The organism is Polaribacter litoreus, assembly GCF_054584775.1.
In genome coordinates this window covers 126,880-149,227 of sequence record NZ_JBTLRD010000008.1, presented here as the reverse complement: position 1 = coordinate 149,227, position 22,348 = coordinate 126,880, and the positions used below count along the sequence as shown (strand labels likewise).

18 protein-coding genes are annotated in these 22,348 nt (G+C 29.8%); 10 read left to right on the top strand and 8 right to left on the bottom strand.

Features of this window, described 5'->3' with window-relative positions; translation table 11 throughout:
* Nucleotides 1–42: 42 nt before the first annotated feature.
* Nucleotides 43–183 carry a hypothetical protein gene (locus ACW9UN_RS09070; RefSeq protein ID WP_459485934.1) on the top strand — a complete coding sequence of 47 codons (141 nt, stop codon included), beginning with the start codon at nt 43–45 and terminating at the stop codon, nt 181–183.
* A gap of 243 nt (nt 184–426) precedes the next feature.
* Nucleotides 427–1,545: an alkene reductase gene (locus ACW9UN_RS09065; RefSeq protein WP_459485932.1), complete on the top strand. Its 1,119-nt coding sequence runs from the start codon at nt 427–429 to the stop codon at nt 1,543–1,545.
* Nucleotides 1,546–1,641: 96 nt separating this feature from the next.
* Here the strand turns inward: ACW9UN_RS09065 and ACW9UN_RS09060 are convergent, their stop codons facing one another.
* Complete coding sequence (locus tag ACW9UN_RS09060; protein ID WP_459485931.1) at nt 1,642–3,009, bottom strand: NAD-dependent succinate-semialdehyde dehydrogenase; 1,368 nt, start codon at nt 3,007–3,009, stop codon at nt 1,642–1,644.
* A 226-nt stretch (nt 3,010–3,235) separates the two neighbouring features.
* Between ACW9UN_RS09060 and ACW9UN_RS09055 the strand changes: the two genes are divergently transcribed.
* Entirely contained in the window at nt 3,236–3,745 is a 510-nt protein-coding gene (locus ACW9UN_RS09055) for a peroxiredoxin-like family protein (RefSeq protein WP_459485930.1), read from the top strand.
* A gap of 59 nt (nt 3,746–3,804) precedes the next feature.
* Nucleotides 3,805–4,677 (top strand): YihY/virulence factor BrkB family protein, encoded by an 873-nt coding sequence (locus ACW9UN_RS09050; RefSeq protein WP_459485929.1) that lies wholly within the window; start codon nt 3,805–3,807, stop codon nt 4,675–4,677.
* Nucleotides 4,678–4,850: 173 nt separating this feature from the next.
* Here ACW9UN_RS09050 and ACW9UN_RS09045 read toward each other — a convergent pair whose 3' ends face one another.
* Nucleotides 4,851–5,798 (bottom strand): DUF5694 domain-containing protein, encoded by a 948-nt coding sequence (locus ACW9UN_RS09045; RefSeq protein ID WP_459485928.1) that lies wholly within the window; start codon nt 5,796–5,798, stop codon nt 4,851–4,853.
* Between the two features lie 93 nt (nt 5,799–5,891).
* Nucleotides 5,892–6,689 carry a LytTR family DNA-binding domain-containing protein gene (locus tag ACW9UN_RS09040; RefSeq protein WP_459485927.1) on the bottom strand — a complete coding sequence of 266 codons (798 nt, stop codon included), beginning with the start codon at nt 6,687–6,689 and terminating at the stop codon, nt 5,892–5,894.
* A gap of 158 nt (nt 6,690–6,847) precedes the next feature.
* On the opposite strand from ACW9UN_RS09040, the gene ACW9UN_RS09035 reads away from it, so the two are divergent.
* The 3 genes from ACW9UN_RS09035 (at nt 6,848) to ACW9UN_RS09025 (ending at nt 8,440) form a co-directional block, all read left to right on the top strand.
* On the top strand, nt 6,848–7,744 hold the full coding sequence (locus ACW9UN_RS09035) for a DMT family transporter (RefSeq protein WP_459485925.1): 897 nt from the start codon (nt 6,848–6,850) through the stop codon (nt 7,742–7,744).
* A 126-nt stretch (nt 7,745–7,870) separates the two neighbouring features.
* Entirely contained in the window at nt 7,871–8,074 is a 204-nt protein-coding gene (locus tag ACW9UN_RS09030; protein WP_459485924.1) for a hypothetical protein, read from the top strand.
* Nucleotides 8,075–8,236: 162 nt separating this feature from the next.
* Nucleotides 8,237–8,440, top strand: coding sequence for a hypothetical protein (locus ACW9UN_RS09025; protein WP_459485923.1), 204 nt, complete (start codon nt 8,237–8,239; stop codon nt 8,438–8,440).
* Between the two features lie 14 nt (nt 8,441–8,454).
* On the opposite strand, the gene ACW9UN_RS09020 is transcribed toward ACW9UN_RS09025, so the two are convergent.
* From ACW9UN_RS09020 to ACW9UN_RS09010, 3 genes are read right to left on the bottom strand one after another with little or no spacing between them, the layout of a single operon-like run.
* Nucleotides 8,455–9,342: a transglutaminase family protein gene (locus ACW9UN_RS09020; protein ID WP_459485922.1), complete on the bottom strand. Its 888-nt coding sequence runs from the start codon at nt 9,340–9,342 to the stop codon at nt 8,455–8,457.
* A gap of 1 nt (nt 9,343) precedes the next feature.
* Entirely contained in the window at nt 9,344–11,908 is a 2,565-nt protein-coding gene (locus ACW9UN_RS09015) for a circularly permuted type 2 ATP-grasp protein (protein WP_459485921.1), read from the bottom strand.
* Nucleotides 11,909–11,914: 6 nt separating this feature from the next.
* Nucleotides 11,915–15,265, bottom strand: coding sequence for a transglutaminase family protein (locus tag ACW9UN_RS09010; RefSeq protein WP_459485920.1), 3,351 nt, complete (start codon nt 15,263–15,265; stop codon nt 11,915–11,917).
* A gap of 235 nt (nt 15,266–15,500) precedes the next feature.
* Between ACW9UN_RS09010 and ACW9UN_RS09005 the strand changes: the two genes are divergently transcribed.
* Genes ACW9UN_RS09005 through ACW9UN_RS08995 form a run of 3 tightly spaced genes read left to right on the top strand, consistent with a single transcriptional unit; the run spans nt 15,501 to nt 19,472 of the window.
* Complete coding sequence (locus ACW9UN_RS09005) at nt 15,501–16,967, top strand: circularly permuted type 2 ATP-grasp protein (RefSeq protein ID WP_459485919.1); 1,467 nt, start codon at nt 15,501–15,503, stop codon at nt 16,965–16,967.
* A 9-nt stretch (nt 16,968–16,976) separates the two neighbouring features.
* Entirely contained in the window at nt 16,977–17,927 is a 951-nt protein-coding gene (locus ACW9UN_RS09000) for an alpha-E domain-containing protein (RefSeq protein ID WP_459485918.1), read from the top strand.
* Between the two features lie 48 nt (nt 17,928–17,975).
* On the top strand, nt 17,976–19,472 hold the full coding sequence (locus ACW9UN_RS08995; RefSeq protein WP_459485917.1) for an MltF family protein: 1,497 nt from the start codon (nt 17,976–17,978) through the stop codon (nt 19,470–19,472).
* 48 nt (nt 19,473–19,520) lie between these two features.
* On the opposite strand, the gene ACW9UN_RS08990 is transcribed toward ACW9UN_RS08995, so the two are convergent.
* Together ACW9UN_RS08990 and ACW9UN_RS08985 are read right to left on the bottom strand one after the other, a co-directional pair.
* Nucleotides 19,521–21,536 carry an ATP-binding protein gene (locus ACW9UN_RS08990; RefSeq protein ID WP_459485916.1) on the bottom strand — a complete coding sequence of 672 codons (2,016 nt, stop codon included), beginning with the start codon at nt 21,534–21,536 and terminating at the stop codon, nt 19,521–19,523.
* A gap of 107 nt (nt 21,537–21,643) precedes the next feature.
* A complete protein-coding gene (locus tag ACW9UN_RS08985) occupies nt 21,644–22,345 on the bottom strand; it encodes an arylesterase (RefSeq protein ID WP_459485984.1) in 702 nt (233 codons plus the stop codon).
* Between the last annotated feature and the right edge of the window lie 3 nt (nt 22,346–22,348).

Sequence of the window (22,348 nt, the reverse complement as noted above, 5' to 3'; positions counted from 1 at the left end):
TTAAATATACTATAACTTTAAATGAATTTAAAAATTAAAACAATGAGTATAATTAAGGAAAACAAAAAGTTTAAACGAGAAAAAAGACAAAAATCAACAACAAATCCTGATGGTAAACTTAGTGATAACAAAAAGTTTAATCTAGAACACAAAACCATTAAAGATCAACAAACAAAGCATTAAATTTTTTGGTTTTTGAAAAAGTAATATTTTAGAAAAGCGTGAGTTTTATTTAAAAAATATTGTGTATTAGTTCGTTAAATTTTGTTCAAACATCAATTATATTATGTTTTTAAATGAAATATAATTACGTAAATTATTTCGAACTCGCGTTTTATTAATGAAAACAATAAACTTAAAAAAATACGATAAATACATTAAGTTAATTTTAATGTGTAACAAACTTATTACAAAATAAATAATAGTATGAAGAAACAACCGTTATTACAAAATTTTAATAACATCGATAATTTACCACTCAAAAACAGAATTGTAATGGCACCTATGACAAGAAGCCGTGCAAATAACGAGGGTAATTATCCCACAGAAGATTTACAAGGATTATACTATGCACAAAGGGCATCTGCAGGATTGATAATTACAGAAGGATCTCAAGTATCTAAAGAAGCTGTTGGATACATTAATACACCTGGTATTTACAGCGATCAGCAAATTGCTGGTTGGCAAAAAGTTACAGAAAAAGTTCATAAAAATGGAGGAAATATCTTTATTCAGCTTTGGCATGTTGGAAGAATTTCTCATCCTGATTTTCACAATGGTAATTTGCCATTAGCTCCATCTGCAATAAATCCTAACGAAAAGGTTTTTACGTTTGATGGAGAAAAGAAAACAGTAACGCCAAAAGAAATGACCAAAGAGGATATTAAAAGAACTGTTAACGATTTTAAGAATGCAGCAAAAAATGCAATGGATTCTGGTTTTGACGGTGTTGAAATTCATTCTTCAAATGGATATTTATTCCATCAATTTTTTAACAAATCATCAAATAAAAGAACAGATGAATATGGTGGAAGTATAGAAAACAGAGCACGTTTCTTTTTTGAAGTTTTAGAAGCAATTAAGGAAGTATTACCAGACCAAAAAATAGGGGCAAGATTTAATCCTTCTTTAGATGGATTATTTGGTATGAAAATGGACAATGAAACCATACCTACTTTTGAATACGTTATAAAAAAGCTTAACAATTATAATTTAGCGTATGTACATTTATCTGAGCCTTTTACAGACGTTTCTGATATACCATATGCAATTCAAAACATTGCAGCGCATTTTAGACCATTATATAATGGTACCTTAATGATTAATGGTGGTTTTAATCAAGAATTAGGAAACAAAGTACTTGAAAATGGTTATGCAGATTTAGTGGCATTTGGAAAACCATTTATTTCCAATCCTGATTTAGCAGAACGTTTTGAAAAAAAATTAGAACTTACAGATTGGAATAAAGACACATTTTATACGCCTGGACCTGAAGGTTATACAGATTATAAAAATGCTGAAAAAAATCAACTTATTTCTAGTTAAAATATATCTTTACATTTATTGATACAAAAAAAGCTTGTAGATATTTCATACAAGCTTTTTTATGTCTTGTGTTTTGAACCTACAAAACAATTTAGGTTAATCTATCCAAATTGTTTTGGCATTTACAAATTCTTTAATACCAAAGCTAGACAATTCTCTTCCATAACCGCTGTTTTTAATTCCACCAAAAGGTAATCTCGGGTCAGAGGCTACTAACTTATTTACAAAACTATTTCCAGCTTCTAATTGAAGGGCAATTTTTTCACCTCTATTTACATCACTTGTACAAACTCCAGAACCTAAGCCAAACACTGAATTATTAGCCAATTCTATAGCTTCTTGTTCATTTTTAGCTTTTATTACAGCTGCTACTGGACCAAATAACTCTTCATCAAAAGCAACCATTCCAGGGGTTACATCAGCTAAAATAGTTGCAGGATAATACGCTCCTTTTTGTTTTGGTATCTGCCCTCCCAAAATTAATTTACCACCTCCTTCAATAGTTTTTTTAACTTGTAGATGTAGTTCGTCACGTAAATCTAACCTTGCTAATGGACCATAATAACTGTTTTCATCTATTGGATTTCCCATTTTAGCATCTTGCATTTTTTTTGTAAGAAGTTTTAGGAAATCATCGTAAACTTCTTCCAAAACAATAAATCTTTTTGCGGCAATACAAGTTTGTCCATTATTTTGTAACCTACCATGTAAAGCAAGGTCTGTTACTTTTTCTAAATCTACATCTTCTAAAATAATGTAAGCATCAGAGCCACCTAATTCTAAAACCGTCTTTTTTAAATTTTTTCCAGCAATTTCTGCTACATTGCGTCCTGCAGGTGCACTACCTGTTAAAGTTACAGCAACAATATTTTTATGTTCGATACTATTTTTTATTTCACTTGAAGACACATTTATATTGGTAAATACACCTTCTGGAAAGCCAGCTTTTTTAAAAGCGTCTTCTAAAGCAAATGCACAGCCTTGAACATTGGATGCGTGTTTTAGTACTCCCACATTACCTGTTATTATTGCAGGCGCTGCAAAACGTATAACTTGATAAAACGGAAAATTCCATGGCATAATAGCGAGTACTACACCTAAAGGCTGATAAGTAACATAACTTTTGTAAGCCTCAGTTTTTATCATTTCATCGGCTAATAAAGTTTCAATATTTTTGGCATAATACCTACAAACCATGGCGCATTTTTCAATTTCTGCTCTAGATTGTTTAATAATTTTACCCATTTCTTGTGTAGCTAATTGGGCATAGGCTTCTTTATGATCTTCAAATACAGTTGCCAATTTGTACATTAATGCAGATCGTTCTTTTAAACTGGTTTTTTTCCAAGTTAGATAAGTTTTATTAGCGATGTTTATTTTTCTTTTTGCTTCTTCTTTAGATATTCTCTCGTAAGACGCTATTTTTTTTTCTGTGGCAGGGTTTATACTTATGGCTTTATTCATTTTTATAGGTAATGTTATGATGAAATAGTTGATTATACAAGTCTTAAAATTACTAATAATAGCAAGCTTTACAAGGAAAATCATCACTAAAAAAAAGTTAATCTTAAGCAAATAATGTTATAAAAAGTTAAATTCTTAAAAGCGTTAAAGATTAATGTAAATGAACAAACCTTTAGAAGCATAAAGAAATACTTTAGCTAAAAATATCACTTAAAACAGACTAAAAATGATAAAACCAAGAGAAAAAACACCAGAAATAGAAATAAGTTTAGTAAATGATACCAATTGGATTTTGAGTGAACAAAATCCTAAAAACTTTACACTAATTGTTTTTTATAGAGGAAAACATTGCCCTGTGTGTAAAAAACAATTAGAAGAGTTGCAGAAAAATATCGATAAATTCACTGAAAGAGGTGTAAATGTTATTGCCATTAGTGCCAATACAAAAGAATTGGCAAAAGAAACACATAAAGAATGGGAAATTGAAGATTTACCTCTTGGCTATAATTTTACTGTAGATGAAGCTCGTAAATGGGGATTATTTATAAGTAAGGCCATAAAAGATACTGAACCTGACACATTTTTTGAACCAGGTATATTTTTAATAGATACTGCACAAAAAGTATATTGGCAGTCTGTACAATCTATGCCATTTGGTAGGCCAAAATTTAGAGAAATTTTAAATGGAATAGATTATATTTTAAAAGAAAATTATCCTGCTAGGGGTGAAGCATAAATAAAAAATCACCTTTTATATATGGTATAATATTCTTTTTAAAAATCAAAATAACAGACTTGAACAACAAATTTAAAATAATACATTTTCCAAAATTACTATTTCAAACAAGTAAAAATTGGTTGAATAACGAGCCTTTTGCACTTAGTGCAATTGTGGCTTATTATGCCATTTTATCATTACCCGCTTTAATGGTAATCATTTTGAATTTAGTAGGTAATATTTGGGGTAAAGATATTGTACAAGGAGAGCTTTTAGAAGAAATTACAGCTGCTGTTGGTGTACAAACTGCAGAATCTATTAGGCAGATGATGTTAGATAGAGGTAATGAATCTGTATCTGTTTTTACAACAGTTGTAGGTTTTGGTACATTAATTTATGGTGCTACAGGTGTTTTTTACCAACTACAGGCAGCTTTTGATAAAATTTGGAAAGTAAGTGAAGAAGCTAAACCAACAGGAATTATAGAAATTTTAATAAGCAGACTTAAAAGTTTTGGATTTATTTTAATTATCGGTTTTTTATTGTTGATTAGCTTTTTGCTTACTTCTCTAATAAGCGCTTTTAGCAGGCGTTTAGAAAGTTTTTTGCCAGATTCACTTTTTGATTATATGTATGTAATTGATTTCTTTATTTCGTTATTATTTATTTATGCTCTTTTTGCAGCCATGTTTAAATACCTACCTTCTAAAACTTTACAATGGAAAGCTGTTAGAATTGGGGCAGGACTTACGGCTATTTTATTTGTTATCGGTAAATTTTTAATGGCTTGGTACTTTAGAGAAATGGAACCAGGTTCTACTTATGGTGCAGCAGGATCTGTAATTTTAATTATGCTTTGGGTTTCTTACTCTAGTTTAATTCTTTTTTTCGGAGCTCATTTTACTAAGGTATATTCAGATAATTATTTATTAGAAAATAATAAGGTTTAATTACAATAAAACAAGTTTAGAAACTGTTTTAAAAGTGTAAAACTTATTATTTTGATAGTATTAGAAAATATTATTTAGATAATTAAATGCATATATTTTTAAACTTCTCTCAAAATAGCGTGTAAATCTACTTTTTAAAACAGCTTCTTTAAATTAAAAGAAAAATAGAACGTTTAATATTCATTCATTAGAGTTACCTTTAAATTCGGATAGTTTGTTTTTAATTCTTGCTCTAAACCAATAACATGTGCAGCCCCAACAATAACAATATTTTTTCTTTTTTCTGATGCTAAAACTTGGGTAGCTATATTTTTAGCCATCCTCATATTGCGTTCGTTCCAATATTTTCTACCTTCTAAACAACCTTTTGTATTTTCTGTAACATAACTAAAAGAACTCATTGTATGCAATTCATTTAATGATTTCCTTTTATTTGTATGCTTGCCTAATCTTCTTAAAATAGCCGGTATTTTAGCAGCATTGTATTGTTTTTTATTGATTTTAGAGCCAACTGCGTTACTACCATTTTTACTACCCTCTTTTACACACTTACGCCAAGCAATATGATATTGTTTATTGGTTTGCTGATCGTCCATATTTTTTACTTTTAAGTTTTTTTGAAGTGCCAATTTAAAAGTTAAATCACCATCTTCATGTCTTGTTGGTTTCTTAGCACCATTAATTCCGTGTTTTTTTAAATAAGAGATCAATTGATAATTACCATGATCTCGTTGATATAGGTATGCACTAATCAAATAATCGATTTCTGTTGATGTTAAGTGTTCGTAATTCTTCTTTGACAAGAGATCAAATTTCTTAGTATTGAATGTAAATGTGTTTTGGATTGAATCAGATTTTTTATAAAATTTTTGATATCCTTTAGACCATCCATTTTTTAAATATTCCCAAGATTTGTTGTCTTTAGCCATAGGCGATTCTACATAAATAGCCTCTGGATTGTAGTTTTTTGCAAAACGATACATGGGTTTATAACTCTTTTTTACAATTTTAGGTACAGTATGCATAGTACCCACAATTAAAATTTCTTGAGGTTCTTTTTGTGAAAATCCATTAAAAATTGATACAAATAAAACAGTAATTAGTGTAATTTTAAATTTCATAATTCTAAATTTTGTGGTGAAACTTTCTTTGACAAAAGTAAAAATCACATCACAATAAACTCAATATTTACAAGTGTTTGGGGCGAAATACAGCTATTCTGTGGTAGAATTCAGAAGGCTTTTTACATTACTTTGGTAGGTTCTAGAAACAGGCACTTCTATGTGGTGAAATAAAATTACAAACAGTTTGCTTTTTTCTGTTTTCCATTGTAAAAAATGATATGGATTTATCAAATACGAACGATGAGTTCTTAATAATTCAGGAAATTCATTAGCAATAACAGACAACTTGTTTCTAATTAAAGTTTTGCTCAATTCTTTTCCGTTTACGTAAAAAACCTCAATATAATTGTCAGAAGATTGAATGGAAATTATATCATTTAAAAATAAACGTAAGCCTTCATAATTTCCTTCACCTTTAATTTCTATCTTTTTTGCTTCTATTTGTTTGTCTTTATATTTTCCAAAAGCAAAACGTCCAAAAATAATAATGGGTAAAATAGTAGCAATGGCAGGTAAAAAAATACGTTGTAGCATGTACCACAATTCATAAGGGTTATTTTCATTTGCCATTATAATATACAAATAATATAATCGAGCAATGCTTATGGTACAAAAGCTAAATGTAAAAATGAATAAAAACTCGCTAAAAACTGTCCATTTTTTATTGTTCTTATTAAAAATTACATATTGAAAAGGTAAAAAAAGGAGATAGCAAAACCCTCCAATAAAACTATATCCTGATAAAAAAATTAGTTTTTCATCTTCATAAAATTCGTGAACATCTAAGGGTTCAGTAAAGTAAAGAAAAATAAAAATCCATAAATACAAGCCTAAAGCAACAATAACATGATGTTTTACAGACGGATCAAAAGGATATTTACGCTTCAATTTTTAACTATTTTTTAAGGTTATAATTGGTGGTTATTTTAATAATTAATAAACCAAATCTAGATTTTTTAACTCAAATATAGCATTTCTAAACTTTGTTTTAAAAAAATCAATAGCACGAATATTAATGCTATTTTTGAACTTTTAAAACATCTAACTTGAAAAACTCTAAAGTACTCATTATCTTATCGTTTATAGCTATTTATGTAATTTGGGGTTCAACGTATGTTTTTAATAAAGTAGCGGTTACAGAGTTACCACCTTTCTTTTTAGCTTCTATTCGGTTTTTTACAGCAGGTTGTATAATGGTGAGTATTGCTTATTTTACCAAAGCTAAATTAAACATATCAAAAGAAGAGTTTAAAAACATTTGCATTACTTCTTTTTTCTTTTTGGTGTATGGCAATAGTGTGTTTGTATGGGCTTTGCAATTTGTAGATAGCGGTTTTGGTTCTTTAATTGCTTCTACAAATCCTTTGTATGTTCTTATTATGATGCGTATTATCGATAGAAAACCAATGCAAAACAAATCTATTTTAGGAGTTGTTTTAGGTATTTCAGGAATGATTTTGTTGGTAAGTCAACAAGAGCTAACCACATCTAAAAACAGTTTGATTGGTATTTTGGTAATGTTGAGTTGTGTTTTGAGTTGGAGCTATGGTAGCATTTTTGTATCAAAAGCAAAATTACCGAAAAACTTTTTAGTAAGTACTGGTTATCAAATGGTTATTGGTGGTGTTTTCTTGGCATTAATCAGTACTCTTTTTCATGAAAGTTGGTCTTCGCCTACCTCATGGACTTCAAACGTACAGCTATCTATGTTTTTCTTGGTTCTTTTTGGAGGAATTATTGCTTTTACTTCTTTTAATTACTTATTAAAAGTAGTACCCACAGAAAAAGTATCTACTTCTGCTTATGTAAATCCTGTTATTGCCCTGTTTATGGGATGGTATTTTTTAGATGAAAAATTAACCTTACAATCTGTAATTGCATCAGTAATACTTTTAACAGGTGTATATTTTATTACTTCTAGAAAAAAAGTAAAAACTAAGTAATCTTCTTTTTTTTATGATTTTCATAAAGTATTGATTAATTAAATACACTAAAAATAATATTTAATGAAAAATTAACAATTTCATAAAAAAAAAGTTACATTTGTTTTTTGGTAAAAATAAAATCTTTTGAAACATAATAATCTAACTGCTATAGAACAATCTGTTCTTAATGCATTACAAAATGAACACCTAACAAGTTTTGAAATTTTAAAAAAAGTAGAGAATGTATCTTTAATTTTATCTCTATATAATATTTTAGATAACCTGAGTAGTAAAGGTGTTTTAAAAAGCTATGTTAAACAAAATCGCAAATACCATTACGCTGCCTAATTTTATAAAATATAGTATAATTTATCATAAAGTTAGTATATGGTTTTTAACCATTAATCTATAGATAAATGCATTACATATAACTTATTATTGCTTTTAGCTAATAATTAAAAGCGCATTTTATATAAATTGTAATTTTACGTAGTATTAAAATCCATAACTATGAAACTTAACAATTTAACAGAACAGCAATTATCGGTATTAAATGTTATTAAAGAGCAACCCTTAACAAGTTTTCAAATTTTAAAAAAAGTAGAAAACATTAATATGATTTTGTCTTTGTACAATATTATGGACGAACTTAAAAATAAGGGAGCTTTAAAAACAATTACAAAAGAAAATATAAAATATCATATTGCTTCGTAATTGCCTTTTTATATTTAAAAAGGTCTAATATCTACAGCAACATTTAAAGTGCTATCTCCAGAACCATAAATAACACCTTTTAAAGGAGGTACGTCATAATAATCTCTGCCATAAGCAACAACAATATGTTGATTTTTTGGTATCTGATTATTGGTAGGGTCAAAGTCTATCCAACCAAAATCTGGAATATAAACAGAAAACCAGGCATGAGATGCGTCTGTACCAAATAATTTTTCTTTTCCTGGAGGTGGAAAGGTTTCTATGTAGCCACTTACATATCTTGCAGGCAAGCCTACAGAACGCAAACAAGCTATGGCAATTTGTGCAAAATCTTGGCAAACCCCTTTTTTTGCTTCCATTACTTCATCAATTGGTGTTGCTACAGTACTAAAGTTAGCATCAAATGTAAATTCTTCAAAAATACGTTGCATTAATTCGTGTGTAGCATCAAAAACCGATCGTTCTTTTTGAAATGATATACTTGCATATTGATGTATTTGATTTGAAATATTTTTAATAAAAGTAGCATCTAATAGATATTGCTTAATATTTATAATTTCTGGAGACAACACCTTTAGTTTAAACAATGCCTGCTCTAAAGTAATGCTTTTACAAGCTTCTGAAATCAATGCATTTTTTTGATTTTCAAAACAACGCTTTACCTTACTTTTGGCAGTTACTATAAGTTTTTTGTGTTGTTTTTCTATAGAAAAATGAGCTACCGTATTTCCAAAAAAGTCTATATTTTCTTTTAATACAGTTGGCTTTGGTTCTATTACCAATTCATATTCTAGCAGTTCTTGACCAGCAAAAGTTTTGGGTTTTAAGATTGCTAAATTATGACAATACGTTACATTATTTGCGTAATTGTATGTTGTTTTATGAATAACAGAAAAAATCATATTAAAAGGTATAACTTTGATTAACTAACTGTATTTGTTCGTCAGAATGATTGAAATACATATCTGTTAAAGACATTGAGGTTTGATGAATTAAATCACTTAAACTGGCCAGTAAAACCTCTAATTGAGTTCTTGTAAATCCATTGTTATCAACTTGTATCAACGCATTTGCATTTGCATTTTCAATGATCTTGCATGCCTCTAAAATAGTTGTTTCTAAAGGTGTTGTTGCAGTATCATTATTTCTTTTTGGTAACCTGGCAATATCTCTTCGAATTCTATTGATTTGGTACTTTAATGATCTGGAGTAAGCATTATCTAATAAAATAAGTTTAATTACATTTTCTACATTTAAATAAGATTTAAAGCTGTACCTGTAAATGTTTAAACTTTCATGGCTGTTTAATAACGATTCTAAAATTTCATACTCAACATCTTCTTCATAAGAAATGATTAATAGAGCTCTTGTTTTATCAATAGTTATAATGGCTTGTTCCATTTGTAAACCAATAAAATAGAGTAATAAACCTTGGTCTACCAAAATACTTTCTTCAATTAAACCAATAAAGGCAATAAGTTTGGTAATTACAGTATCTAGTAATTTTGTAATTTTTTGAACATTATGATAGTCTTTTTTATCAAAATCATTCCAATCTTTTTTCAACATATCAAACACCCTCCACATGTCTTTAGACCAAAGATTTCTTAAAGTGTAATATGAGTTGTTAAATGAGGATAGGGAATGGGCTAAACTTCCCATTTTAGTTTCATCAAACAAAACTATTGCAATTTCTTTAAGTGGATTTTCAATTGCCTTTTCTTTATTTTCTCCAGTAAAACCAGGAAAAATAGAGGTAAGATGAGTAATAGATTGATACAGAATATGCAGCGTTTCTGTATCAGATTCTCTTTTATTAAATTCAGAATTTGTCATCTGATTTAGTACCATTCTAATATACCTAGCTGTAACCAAGGTTCTTGCTAAATATCTACCAGACCAAAATAAGTTTTCGGCAGTGTTACTTGGTAAATTTCCAATTCCAGAAAAGGTATTTGTATTAGAATGATGCCAATGATAACGTTGTCTTTTTTTATGAGATTTATTTGCAGAATTTGTTACCCAAAAATCTTTACTTGTGCCTCCTTTTTGATTAGAGACTCTCAATTCTTCTCTTTCAGCAGCTACTCTTACCAAACCTCCAGGCATTATACTATAAGATGTACCTTTTGCAACTGCAAATGTTCTACACATTACTTTTCTGGGTTCTAAACTATCTTTTGTTAAGTTAGGAGCCGTAGAAAATGATATCTTTTCTTGGGCTACATATCGATATGGTTTTGCTAAAATTTCTTGTTTTAATGCGTCAATTTCTTTGTTGCTTAAAAACTCACAAAAATAAATATGTTTTCTTTGGGTATTATCTATAGGTTTTACAACTAATTTTCTAATGTTTTCTAACACATATTTCAGTTCCTTTTCTTGTCCACACCACCAAGAAGCAATCTGAGGTAAGATTAAATCTTCTTTTAAGTAATATTTACAAACTGAATTCATAAATGGAATTAAACCTGGGTTTTCTAAAACCCCACTTCCTATTGGGTTTATGATGGCTACATTTTGTTGCCTAACTACATTTAGCAATCCAGCAACGCCTAAATAAGAATTTCCTTTTAACTCTAAGGGATCTGAATAGGCATCATCTACACGCCTATAAATAACATCAACTTGTATTAAACCTTTTAATGTTTTAATCCATACTTTATTATCTCTAACAACTAAATCGTTTCCTTTTACCAAAGGATATCCTAAGAAAGATGACAAATAGGCATGCTCAAAATACGTTTCATTGTGAGGCCCAGGTGTTAGAATAACAATGGTTGGATTTTCTTTGTTTGTTGGGGCAGCACTAATTAATAAATCATTAAAATCATTAAAGAAACTAAAAGGTTGTTTTACATTAATTTCTTTAAAAAAATCAGGCACAACTTGCCTTACAGAAAAACGATTTTCTAAAGAATATCCCATTCCAGAAGGCGCTTCGGTTCTGTCGTTTACCACCCACATTCTGCCATTTGGGCCTCTTGCCAAATCTGTAGAATGTATTAATAAATGTTGTGCGGTTTTATATTGAATTTGATGACATGGTCTTAAAAAACCCTTGTGTGCAAAAATAATTTCATACGGTACAATTCCGTTTTTTATAAGATTTCTTTCGCCGTAAATATCCTTTAAAACCAAATCTAAAAGATGCGCTCTCTGTTGCAGGCCTTTTTCTATGGTTTTCCATTCTTTTTGGTCGATTACAAACGGAATTATATTTAAACTCCAAGGTCTGTTCAATCCATTAGGATCGTTATACACGTTGTAAGTTACTCCGTTTTCTGCCAACAGCCAATCTAAATCGTCCTGTCTTTTATTCAAATCGTCCATACCTAACTTAGAAAAATTAGTTAATAATTTTTCCCAAGTTGGATTAATATTCATATCAGATTTTAAAACTTCATCATAATTTTCAAAATCTTTAAAATAATCACTAAAAAAAGAGGTTATTGGTTTTTTTGTCAATCTGTATTATTTTTTAAGACGCAAATCTAAGGTATTTGGATATTCTGGGTTTACAGGAATCTCTTTAAAACTGAATTTTTTTGAACTTCCTTGAATTGCTACCGTTCTTCCAATGTCATTTTTATTATCAATAATCGTTTCTTTTTTCTTTTCTTTTTTATCCGATATTTCTCCCTGTGTATGTCCAAAATCCCAAAATCTATTAATTCTACGAGATTCTGCTTCAAAACTATTTACTGGGTAGGTTTCATAAGATCTGCCTCCAGGATGTGCTACAAAGTAAGTACATCCACCAATAGAACGTTTGTTCCAAGTATCTACAATATCAAAAACCAAAGGAGTGTCAACCCCAATTGTTGGATGTAAGGCAGAGTAGGGGTTCCAGGCTTTATATCTTACCCCTGCTACATACTCTCCATGAACTCCAGTGTTTTTTAGTTGTACTTTTACACCATTACAAGTTAATGTGTATCTTTCTTCAGTAAAATTAGTGACTTTTACTTGCAATCTTTCTAAAGACGAATCGACGTATCTGGCAGTTCCTCCTCCAGTCATTTCTTCACCCAACACATTCCAAGGTTCAATTCCTGCTCTTAATTCTAGATGAATATTATTGATATCTACCATACCATATAAAGGAAAACGGAATTCAAAAAATGGATCAAACCAATCTTCTTTAAATTTATAACCAGCTTTATTTAATTGATTTACAATGTCTTTAATATCTTCTCTAACAAAATGTTCAATTAAAAACTTGTCGTGTAATTCTGTACCCCATCTTACTAGGTTGTGTTCATAAGGTTTTTTCCAAAACCAAGAAACTAATGTTCTTACCAATAAGTTTTGTAATAAACTCATTTGTGCATGAGGGGGCATATCAAAACCTCTTAGCTCTAAAATACCCAATCTTCCAGAAGAAGAATCTGGTGAATATAATTTATCAATACAAAATTCTGCTCTGTGTGTGTTTCCTGTTAAATCGGTTAACAAATGACGAAACAATCGGTCTGTTAACCAAAAAGGAACATCGCCGTCTTTAGGAATTTGACTAAAAGCAATTTCCAATTCGTATAAACTATCGTGTCGTGCTTCATCTACTCTTGGTGCTTGACTTGTAGGCCCAATAAAAGAACCAGAAAACAAGTACGACAATCCTGGGTGATGTTGCCAAAACGTTAGTAAACTTCTTAGCAAACTTGGTTTACGCAACAAAGGACTATCTTTTGGTGAAACACCTCCTAAGGTAACATGATTACCTCCTCCAGTACCTGTGTGTTTGCCATCCAACATAAACTTTTCAGTTCCCAATCTTGCTTTTTTGGCTTCTTCATAAATTGTAAATGTGGTTTCTTTTAAGTCTTTCCAGCTTTTTGATGGATGCACATTTACCTCTATAACTCCTGGATCTGGCGTAATTTTCATAGACTCTAAACGATTGTCATGTGGTGGACCATATCCTTCTAAAACAACAGGGATTTCTAACTCTCGAGCTGTTGCTTCTATAGATGCCAATAAATCTAAATAGTCTGCAGCTGCTTCTAAAGGAGGTAAAAATAAATGCAACTTAGCATCTCTAACTTCAGAGCACAAAGCTGTTCTTACAAAATAATTAGGCATATTTTTAGGTACACCATTTTCTAAAAAGTTTTTATGACGTTTAGAAACCATTTGCCTAAAACTTGGCAAGCGTTTCTTTTTAGAAAATAAATCTGGCTCATAGATTGGAAAAAGTTCGTGTTCTGGTTTTTGTTGTAGAGAATTTAGAGGCAAACGTAATCCTATGGGAGAGTTTCCAGGTGTTAAATAGATGTGATTTCTTCTAAATGTCCATTCGCTACTAAACCATTTGCCTTCGGTTTTATTTAGAGGCAATACGTAACCTACAGGCTTTGAGGTGCCTTCCTCAAGAATTTCTTTAATTTTTTGATCTGCTAAAGAAGCATCTTTATCTTCTGCAGGGTTGTAATCAATGGGCATATTCCCTTTTTCATACATCAATAAAAAAGCATCTTCAAACGTAGGTTTAATATGTTTTTGCGTAACCCCTAAGTAACGTGTTAACGTTTCTAAAAATAGGATAGCTGCATTTTCTGGAAGTTCAGTTTTAGGACCAATTGCCGCTAATAAATTTTGATTAAACCATATTTTTCTACCGTCTTTTCTCCAACATAACTCAATAGACCAACGAGGTAAAGGTTCTCCTGGATACCATTTTCCTTGCGCATGATGTAAAAAACCGCCTTCGGTAAATTTATCCAAAAATCGTTTAGATAATTCTTTGGCTAGCGCTCTTTTATGTTCTCCATCAGCAGCAGTATTCCACTGTTCGCTTTCCATATCATCAATAGAAACGAAGGTAGGTTCACCACCCATAGTTAAACGTACATCGTTTTTTTGCAGTTCTTTTTCAACCTTTTTACCTAATTTATCTATAGCTTTCCATTGGTATTCAGTATACGGTTTTGTAACTCTTGGCGATTCAAAAATTCGTTTCACAGAATTTTCAAATTCAAATGTCGTTTCACAAACATCAGAAAGTCCAAATACAGGAGCTGCGCTTTCAAAAGAAGGTGTACAGGCCAAAGGGATATGACCTTCGCCAGCTAATAAACCAGAGGTAGCATCAAAACCAATCCAACCAGCGCCAGGCAAATACACTTCTGCCCAAGCATGTAAATCTGTAAAATCTTCTGCGGGTCCAGAAGGGCCATCTAAAGATTGCTCATCAGATTTTAATTGTACTAAATATCCAGAAACAAAACGCGCCCCAAAACCTAAATGACGTAAAGCTTGTACAAACAACCACGCATAATCTCTACAAGATCCATTTTTTTGGCCTAAAGTTTCTTCACAAGATTGCACCCCAGGCTCCATACGGATATTATAATTTAAATATTCGTATATTTTTCTATTGATATCAATTAAAAAATAAATGGTTTTACGAGGCGTCATATCTAAAGACGCTAAAAAGTTTTTTAATAAAGGACCGTTTTCTGTAATTTCTAAATATGGTAAAAGCTCTTTTTTTATGGTATCATTGTATTCAAAAGGAAATTCTTCTGCAGATTCTTCTACAAAAAAATCAAACGGATTTATGGTTTTTAAATCGGCAATAATTTCTACATCTATAGAAAGTTCGGTAGTTTTATCAGGAAAAACAACTCTTGCCAAATAATTACCAAAAGGATCTTGTTGCCAATTGAAAAAATGGTTTTCAGGTTCTATCTTTAAAGAATAAGACTCTATGGGTGTTCTTGAATGTGGTGCTGGCCTTAATCTAAAAATATGAGGAGAAAGTTGTACAGAACGATCGTATATATATTTTGTTTTATGAGAAATTACAATTTTTAATGCCATAAATGACTTTTTAATTTTTAAAGTTAATTGTATTTGTGAAATTACTAAAACTGATACAAATATTACAAAATAAATGCTACTTATTGCAAATTATTGTATTTTTAATGAAAAAGATTTTTTTTTGAATAAAAAATGTGTTTTTATTAAAGTTGATTAAAATAATTTAATAATATTGCCAAATATCAACTAAAAATTACATTTTATTTTATTAAATTTACGCAAAAAAGTATTTGATTTGAAAGCACCAACCAATTTACCTATTTTTTCTTCTTATGAATATGATTCTCGTTTTTATGATGAGATTTTTACAAAAAACAATGAAGTAAGACAAGTATATCAAACGTTATTTAACTTATTTAGTGAATATTCTGTAAATGATTTTGCCAACTTAAATGATAAAGCAAAAGACGCTTTTTTTAATCAAGGAATTACGTTTCAAGTTTATGGCGATAAAGAAACCAAAGAAAAAATATTTCCTTTCGATTTATTTCCAAGAATCATTAGCCATAAAGAATGGTGCAAAATTGAAACTGGTGCATTACAACGTAGTAAAGCATTAAATGCTTTTTTAGACGATTTATATCACGATCAAAAAATTATTAAAGAAGGCGTAGTACCTATTCAATTAATTAATTCATCTGTTAATTTCTTAAAAGAGATGAAAGGGTTTAATCCTCCTGGTGGTGTATACAATCATGTGTCTGGTACAGATTTAATAAAACATTCTGATGGAGATTATTATGTATTAGAAGACAATATTAGATGCCCTTCTGGAGTAAGTTATGTGGTAGGAAATAGGGCTGCTTTAAAACGAACCTTGTTTGGAGTTTTTGATCATTATCAATCGTATAATGTATCTGATTATGGCGAAAATTTGTTAGATATTATAGAATCTGTAAAACCAAAAGGTGTAGATATTCCTAAATGTGTGGTATTAACTCCTGGTGTTTACAATTCTGCATATTATGAACACTCTTTCTTAGCAAAACAAATGGGGGTAGAACTTGTGGAAGGCCGCGATTTATTTATAGAAAATGATTTCGTGTACATGAAAACCATTCGAGGAAAAGTTAGGATAGATGTAATTTATAGACGTGTAGATGATTTATTTATAGATCCGTTAGTATTTAAAAAAGACTCTTTATTAGGTGTTCCTGGTTTATTTAACAGTTATTTAAAAGGTAAAGTGTGTTTGGTAAATGCTCCAGGAACAGGTGTTGCTGATGATAAAGCCATTTACACTTACATGCCAGAAATTATTAAGTTTTATTTAGGCGAAGAACCTATTTTAAATAATGTACATACGTACCATTGCAGCAGACCAGATGAACTAAAATATGTATTAGAAAATGTAGATAAATTAGTGGTTAAACCCGTAGATGAGTCTGGTGGTTATGGAATATCTATTGGTAATAGATTGACCAAAGAAGAAATTGAAAAAGTAAAAATTACCATAAAAGAAGATCCAAGAAAGTATATTGCCCAACCAATTATGTCTCTTTCTACACATGCAACTTATATTGAAGAAGAAAACTCGTTTGAACCTAGACATGTAGATTTAAGAACATTTACCTTACTAGGTAAAGACAAAAGCTTTGTGTTAAAAGGCGGGTTAACTAGAGTAGCATTAAAAAAAGGCAACTTAGTTGTAAATTCTTCTCAAGGAGGTGGGTCTAAAGATACTTGGGTATTAAAAAAATAATAGAAGTTTATGTTAGCAAGAGTAGCCAATAATTTATTTTGGATGGGACGTTATTTAGAACGTTCAGAACATATCGCAAGGTATATGAATGTCAATTATTTCTCGTCATTAGATGCTCCTACAGAGTTATCTCAATCAAGACAGTTTGTATTGCGTTCTATGCTTTTTGTAGCGGATGAAGAAGAGCTAAAAGAAGCTAAAGAATTAGAAGAAAAAAAGGTGTTGTTTGATATAGGCTTAAATCCAGAAAAGCAATTTTCTATTTTATCTTCTATTAGCAATGCACAACAAAATGCCAATAGCGCAAGAGATTTAATATCATCAGAATTGTACGAATCTATAAATACTTTAAATAGAAACGTAAAAAATTACGATAAAGATCTATTTGTAAAAAACGGTTTGTTCGATTTTACAACAATGATTACCGCCAATATAGCTTCTTTAAGAACTAAAATAAGAGGCACTTTATTACATGATGAAGTGTACGCAATTATTATGTTAGGTATTTATATTGAAAGAGCCAATCAGGTTATTAGAATCATCAACTCTAAATATAATGATGCCTTAGTAGAAAAAGTAAATTCTGGTGCATCAGTAACTGCAAGTTTTGAGTGGACTACCTTACTAAAATGCGTACAAACTTATGACATGATGCGTAGGTATTATAGAAAAATACCTTCAAGCCACAATGTATTAGACTTTTTAATTTTAAACCCATATTGTCCACGTTCAATCATGAATTCATTAAATCGTATTCAGCATTATATAGGGTTTTTATCTAAAGACGAAATACCTCAAAAAGATACAGCAGCATTTTTAATAGGAAAACTAAAATACGAACATCAATACACTACTATTGAAGATGTTCAAGGCAATTTAAAAGAATTTATAGAAAAATTAGTAGCTGATTTATTTTTAGTTGGTGAAAAAATGCATAAAGACTACTTTAGTTTAGATTAATGATTCACAATATTTTAAAGTCTAAAATATTTAGCTTATCTTGATGGTATGTTATTTCAGACCAAAAAAATATGTTCAACTGTTTTTATAATTCTTTTTGTCTTAGTTGCCTGCCAAAATAAAAAAGAACAAAAAGAAGTTCTAAAAACCGAAAATGATGTTAATGAAATTATTATCAATTCTTCTGATAAAGATTTAAAAGATATTAAAAAAGAGGGTACTTTAAGAGCTTTAGTTGTATATAGTAGCACCAGTTACTTTTTATATAAAGGGCAACCTATGGGTTTTGAGTATGAATTATTACAGCGATTGGCAAAACACTTAAATTTAAAATTAGAAATTGTAGTTTCTGATAATTTAGATACCCAATTTGAAGTTCTAAATCGTGGAGAGGTAGACTTAATTGCTCATGGAATGACTATTACCAATCAACGAAAATGGGAGGTAGATTTTACAGAGTACTTGTATCTAACCAAGCAGGTTTTGGTCCAAAAAAAACCAGATAACTATAGAACAATGTCTTGGGGTAGTCTACAAAAACATGTTATTGACGATCCTTTAGATTTAATTGGTGATACTGTTTCTATTCGTAAAAACTCATCTTATGTAGAGCGTATTGTAAGCTTAGCCAACGAAATTGGGGGAGAAATTTATATTGACACTTTAGATAGTAAACTCTCTACAGGTGAAATTATAGATATGGTTGTAGATGGTACAATAAAATATACAATTGCTGATGAAAATTTAGCCAAAATCAATGCATCTAGCAATCCTATTTTAAAAATCGATGTTCCTATTTCATTTTCACAACGCATTGCTTGGGTTACTAGAAAAAAAGCAACTAATTTTAGAAAAGTTGTAAATGAATGGATTTTATCGGAAAGAAAAGAGTTAGACTATTTTGTAATTTATAACAAATACTTTAAAAATAAACGATTTTTTAAACGCAGAATTAAAAGCGATTATTACAGTTTAAAGAACAATCAAATTAGTGAATATGACGATTTAATTAAACAATATACTAAAAAATTAGGTTGGGATTGGCGTTTATTAGCTTCACAAATTTATCAAGAATCTAAGTTTGATCCTGATGCTAAATCCTGGGCTGGTGCTAAAGGGTTAATGCAGATTATGCCACCAACTGCAGAAGAATTAGGAATTACAGATGTTACAGACCCTGTGCAAAGTATAAGAGGTGGAACTACCTATCTGAATCAGATTTATGAGCGTTTTACAGATATACCTGATGAAATTAATCGCATTAAATTTACATTAGCTTCTTTTAATTGTGGTTATGGGCATGTTAGAGATGCGCAACGTTTAGCAGATGTCAACAAATTAAATCCTTTAATTTGGGAAGATAATGTTGATAAAATGTTATTAGCGCTACGTTTTCCGAAAAATTATAATAAAGAATTTATTAAATATGGCTATGTAAGAGGCACAGAACCTTTTATTTATGTAGAGCAAATCTTCGACAGATTTCAGCACTATAAACAATTTATTGATGATGATGAGCAAAAGAAACAAGAAGCACCAAAATAGTTTTTTTTAATTATTAATTCACCTTTTTGATAGAAGTAAAACTAACCTTTATATAGTTTTAGCTGTTTTTTGCCAAGTAAAACCAATCGTTAATCCTTTTCCTTTTTCTGAAGAAACTGAAATTGTACCATTATTATTGGTTACTATTTTTTTAACAATTGCTAACCCTATACCTGTGCTATTCACTTCTTTTTGATTGACCTCTAATTGACTAAAAATTCTAAAAATTTTACTGTGATACTGTTTTTCTACTCCAGGACCATTATCACTAACAGTAAAAAGGTATTCATCGCCTTTATCAACAAATGCAACTCTTATAATTGCTATATCTTTGTCATTATATTTTATAGAATTTCCCATTAAGTTTTGAAAAACATGTTCAAATTCCAATTTGTTGGCGTACACTTTTACATCTTTTTCTGGCAGTTTAAGAGTGCTTTTTTTATGATGCTGTATTAAATTAAAAACTTTTGTTAATGTAGTATTAACGCTAAACCACTCTTTACGTTTGCTTCCTTTAGCAACTTTAGAGTATTCTAAAAGTCCGTTTATAGAGGCTTCCATTTTAGAAATCACATCTTTCATCATACCAATATGCTGTGCCGTATTTTCATCTAAACTATCCTTTAAATCTTCTTCTATAAACGAGGCCAAAGAATAAACAGAAACCAATGGAGTTTTTAAATCGTGAGAAACAATATGATTAAAATCTTCTAACTCTTCGTTATTGTTTTCTAACAGTTTTAAGTTTTCCTCTAATTGTAAATTTACACTGGTTAATTGTTTAGACTTTTTAGAAATTTCTTTTTTCTGAGCTAAAGCAAGCGTGTTTGCAGTTTCAAGGTCTCTAAAAGAGTTAGAGAATCTTCGTAACAAAAGCATCGAAATTAATAAAAACACTACAATATAGCCAAATTTCACTTGAATTAAAGCAAGTTCATTTTGTTGTATAAAAAACACAATGTTAGCTAAAAATACAGTAGTACCAAATACAATACCTATTAACAATAATTTTGAGGCTTTATTTTTATCTACAATTGCTCTAATGGTTGTAAAAACAATATACGCAATAGTTAACATCATAAAAACTAAAAAAACAGGTATTAAATAGGTAAAATAAGGTGCAGGTAACACCATAGCAGCAAAAATAAAACTTGCTGTGCTATATTGTATTACATTTTTAAACCAAGAATGAACATATTTTTTAAGTACTATAATAAAAAACATACTTGCACAATACCCAACAAGATAAGAAGCAATATATTCTGTTTTAGCTAGAAAAACCCAACTAATATCTTTAAAAACTTCGGAAAGAGGTGCGTATCTATCATTTAAAGTATGATAAGATAAGGCAAGGCACATCAATGAAAAAAACAAAACAGCTTTATCTTTATTCCAATACAAAAGATAAAAAATTAAAAAAAGAAATCCAATAAAAGAAAAACTACCTACAGCAGTCATATCTGCCATAATTTGTAATGATTTTTTGTAAAAAAGATGCTCTGTACTACCCAAAAGTATCGGTTCTGTAATTCCTGCATTTTTGTTGTAAAAGTTAGCTACTTGTATAACTATTTCAAAATCGGTATCATTAGAATTTAAAGGAATAATTTTAGTAAATCGTCTGTGTAGTGTAGTATTTTGAGTAGTTCCAACACGACCAGTTTCTAAAATAAATACTCCATTTACCCAAATCTTATAAGCACCAATAATTCTTGGTATATATAAAGAGGTATTGGGTCTATCTTTAGGTATTGTAAATTGTTTTCTGTAAGTAGCGTATCCAAAAGCGGGTAAATTTTCATTGTTTTTATCTACATAATTGGTCCAAGAGGTTAGGGATACAAATGTTAATTGCTCTTGTTTTTTAAAATCTTTTGGGTTGATGAAAGCGTTCCAATAAAATTCCCAATTGGTATCTAATCGAACACCTTTTTTTTGAAACAAGGTATCATTACTAAAGTTTAAAGTGTTTTTGTTATTTTCTTGATAAAGATTCCCAAAACTATTCTGAAAACTAAAAACTAGCCAAACAAGTAAAATATAATGTTTTAAGGGATTCATATGTAGTTAGGGTAATGCCAAATAAAAGCCAATAAATGTAATTATTTTTTTTGATTATTGATAAAATTTAAATTAAAAATTAGGTATGTAATATAAATTTAAAGCATTTACAACAACGGATAAAGAATTTCCCAAACAGTATTGGCTACTATTTTATGCCCTTTTTGAGTAGGATGAATACCATCTTCTTGATTTAATTCTGGTATGCCACCAACATTTTTTAATAAAAACGGAATTAAAGAAATGTTATTTTTAGTTGCCAATTCTGGAAATATAGCTTTAAACTCAGCAGTGTAATCTTGTCCAAAATTTGGTGGAATTTGCATACCTGCTAAAACTATTGTGGCATCAGGATATTTTTTTTGAACAGCATCAATCATAAATTGTAAATTCTTTCTGGTTTCTGTTAAAGGCACACCACGTAAACCATCATTAGCACCTAGTTCTAAAATAAAAAGATCTGGTTTTGTATTCAACACCCAATCAATTCTATTTTTACCTCCAGCTGTAGTTTCTCCACTAACACCAGAGTTTACCACAGTATAGGGCAGTTCTAAACTATCAATTTTTGTTTGAATAATGCCAGGATACGCATCTTCAACATCTTCTAAACCATAACCAGCAGTTAAACTATCTCCAAAAAAAACTATGCGTTTTGTAGTATTTTGTTCCTTACTTTTTGTGGATGTAATTGTTGTGGTAGTATTATTTTCTTTTGTGTTAGATGCGTCAGATTTACAAGAAATTAAAAGTATTATAAGAGAAAAATAACAAAATTTTAAGAAAATATTTCTGGTTCTATTGTGCATATT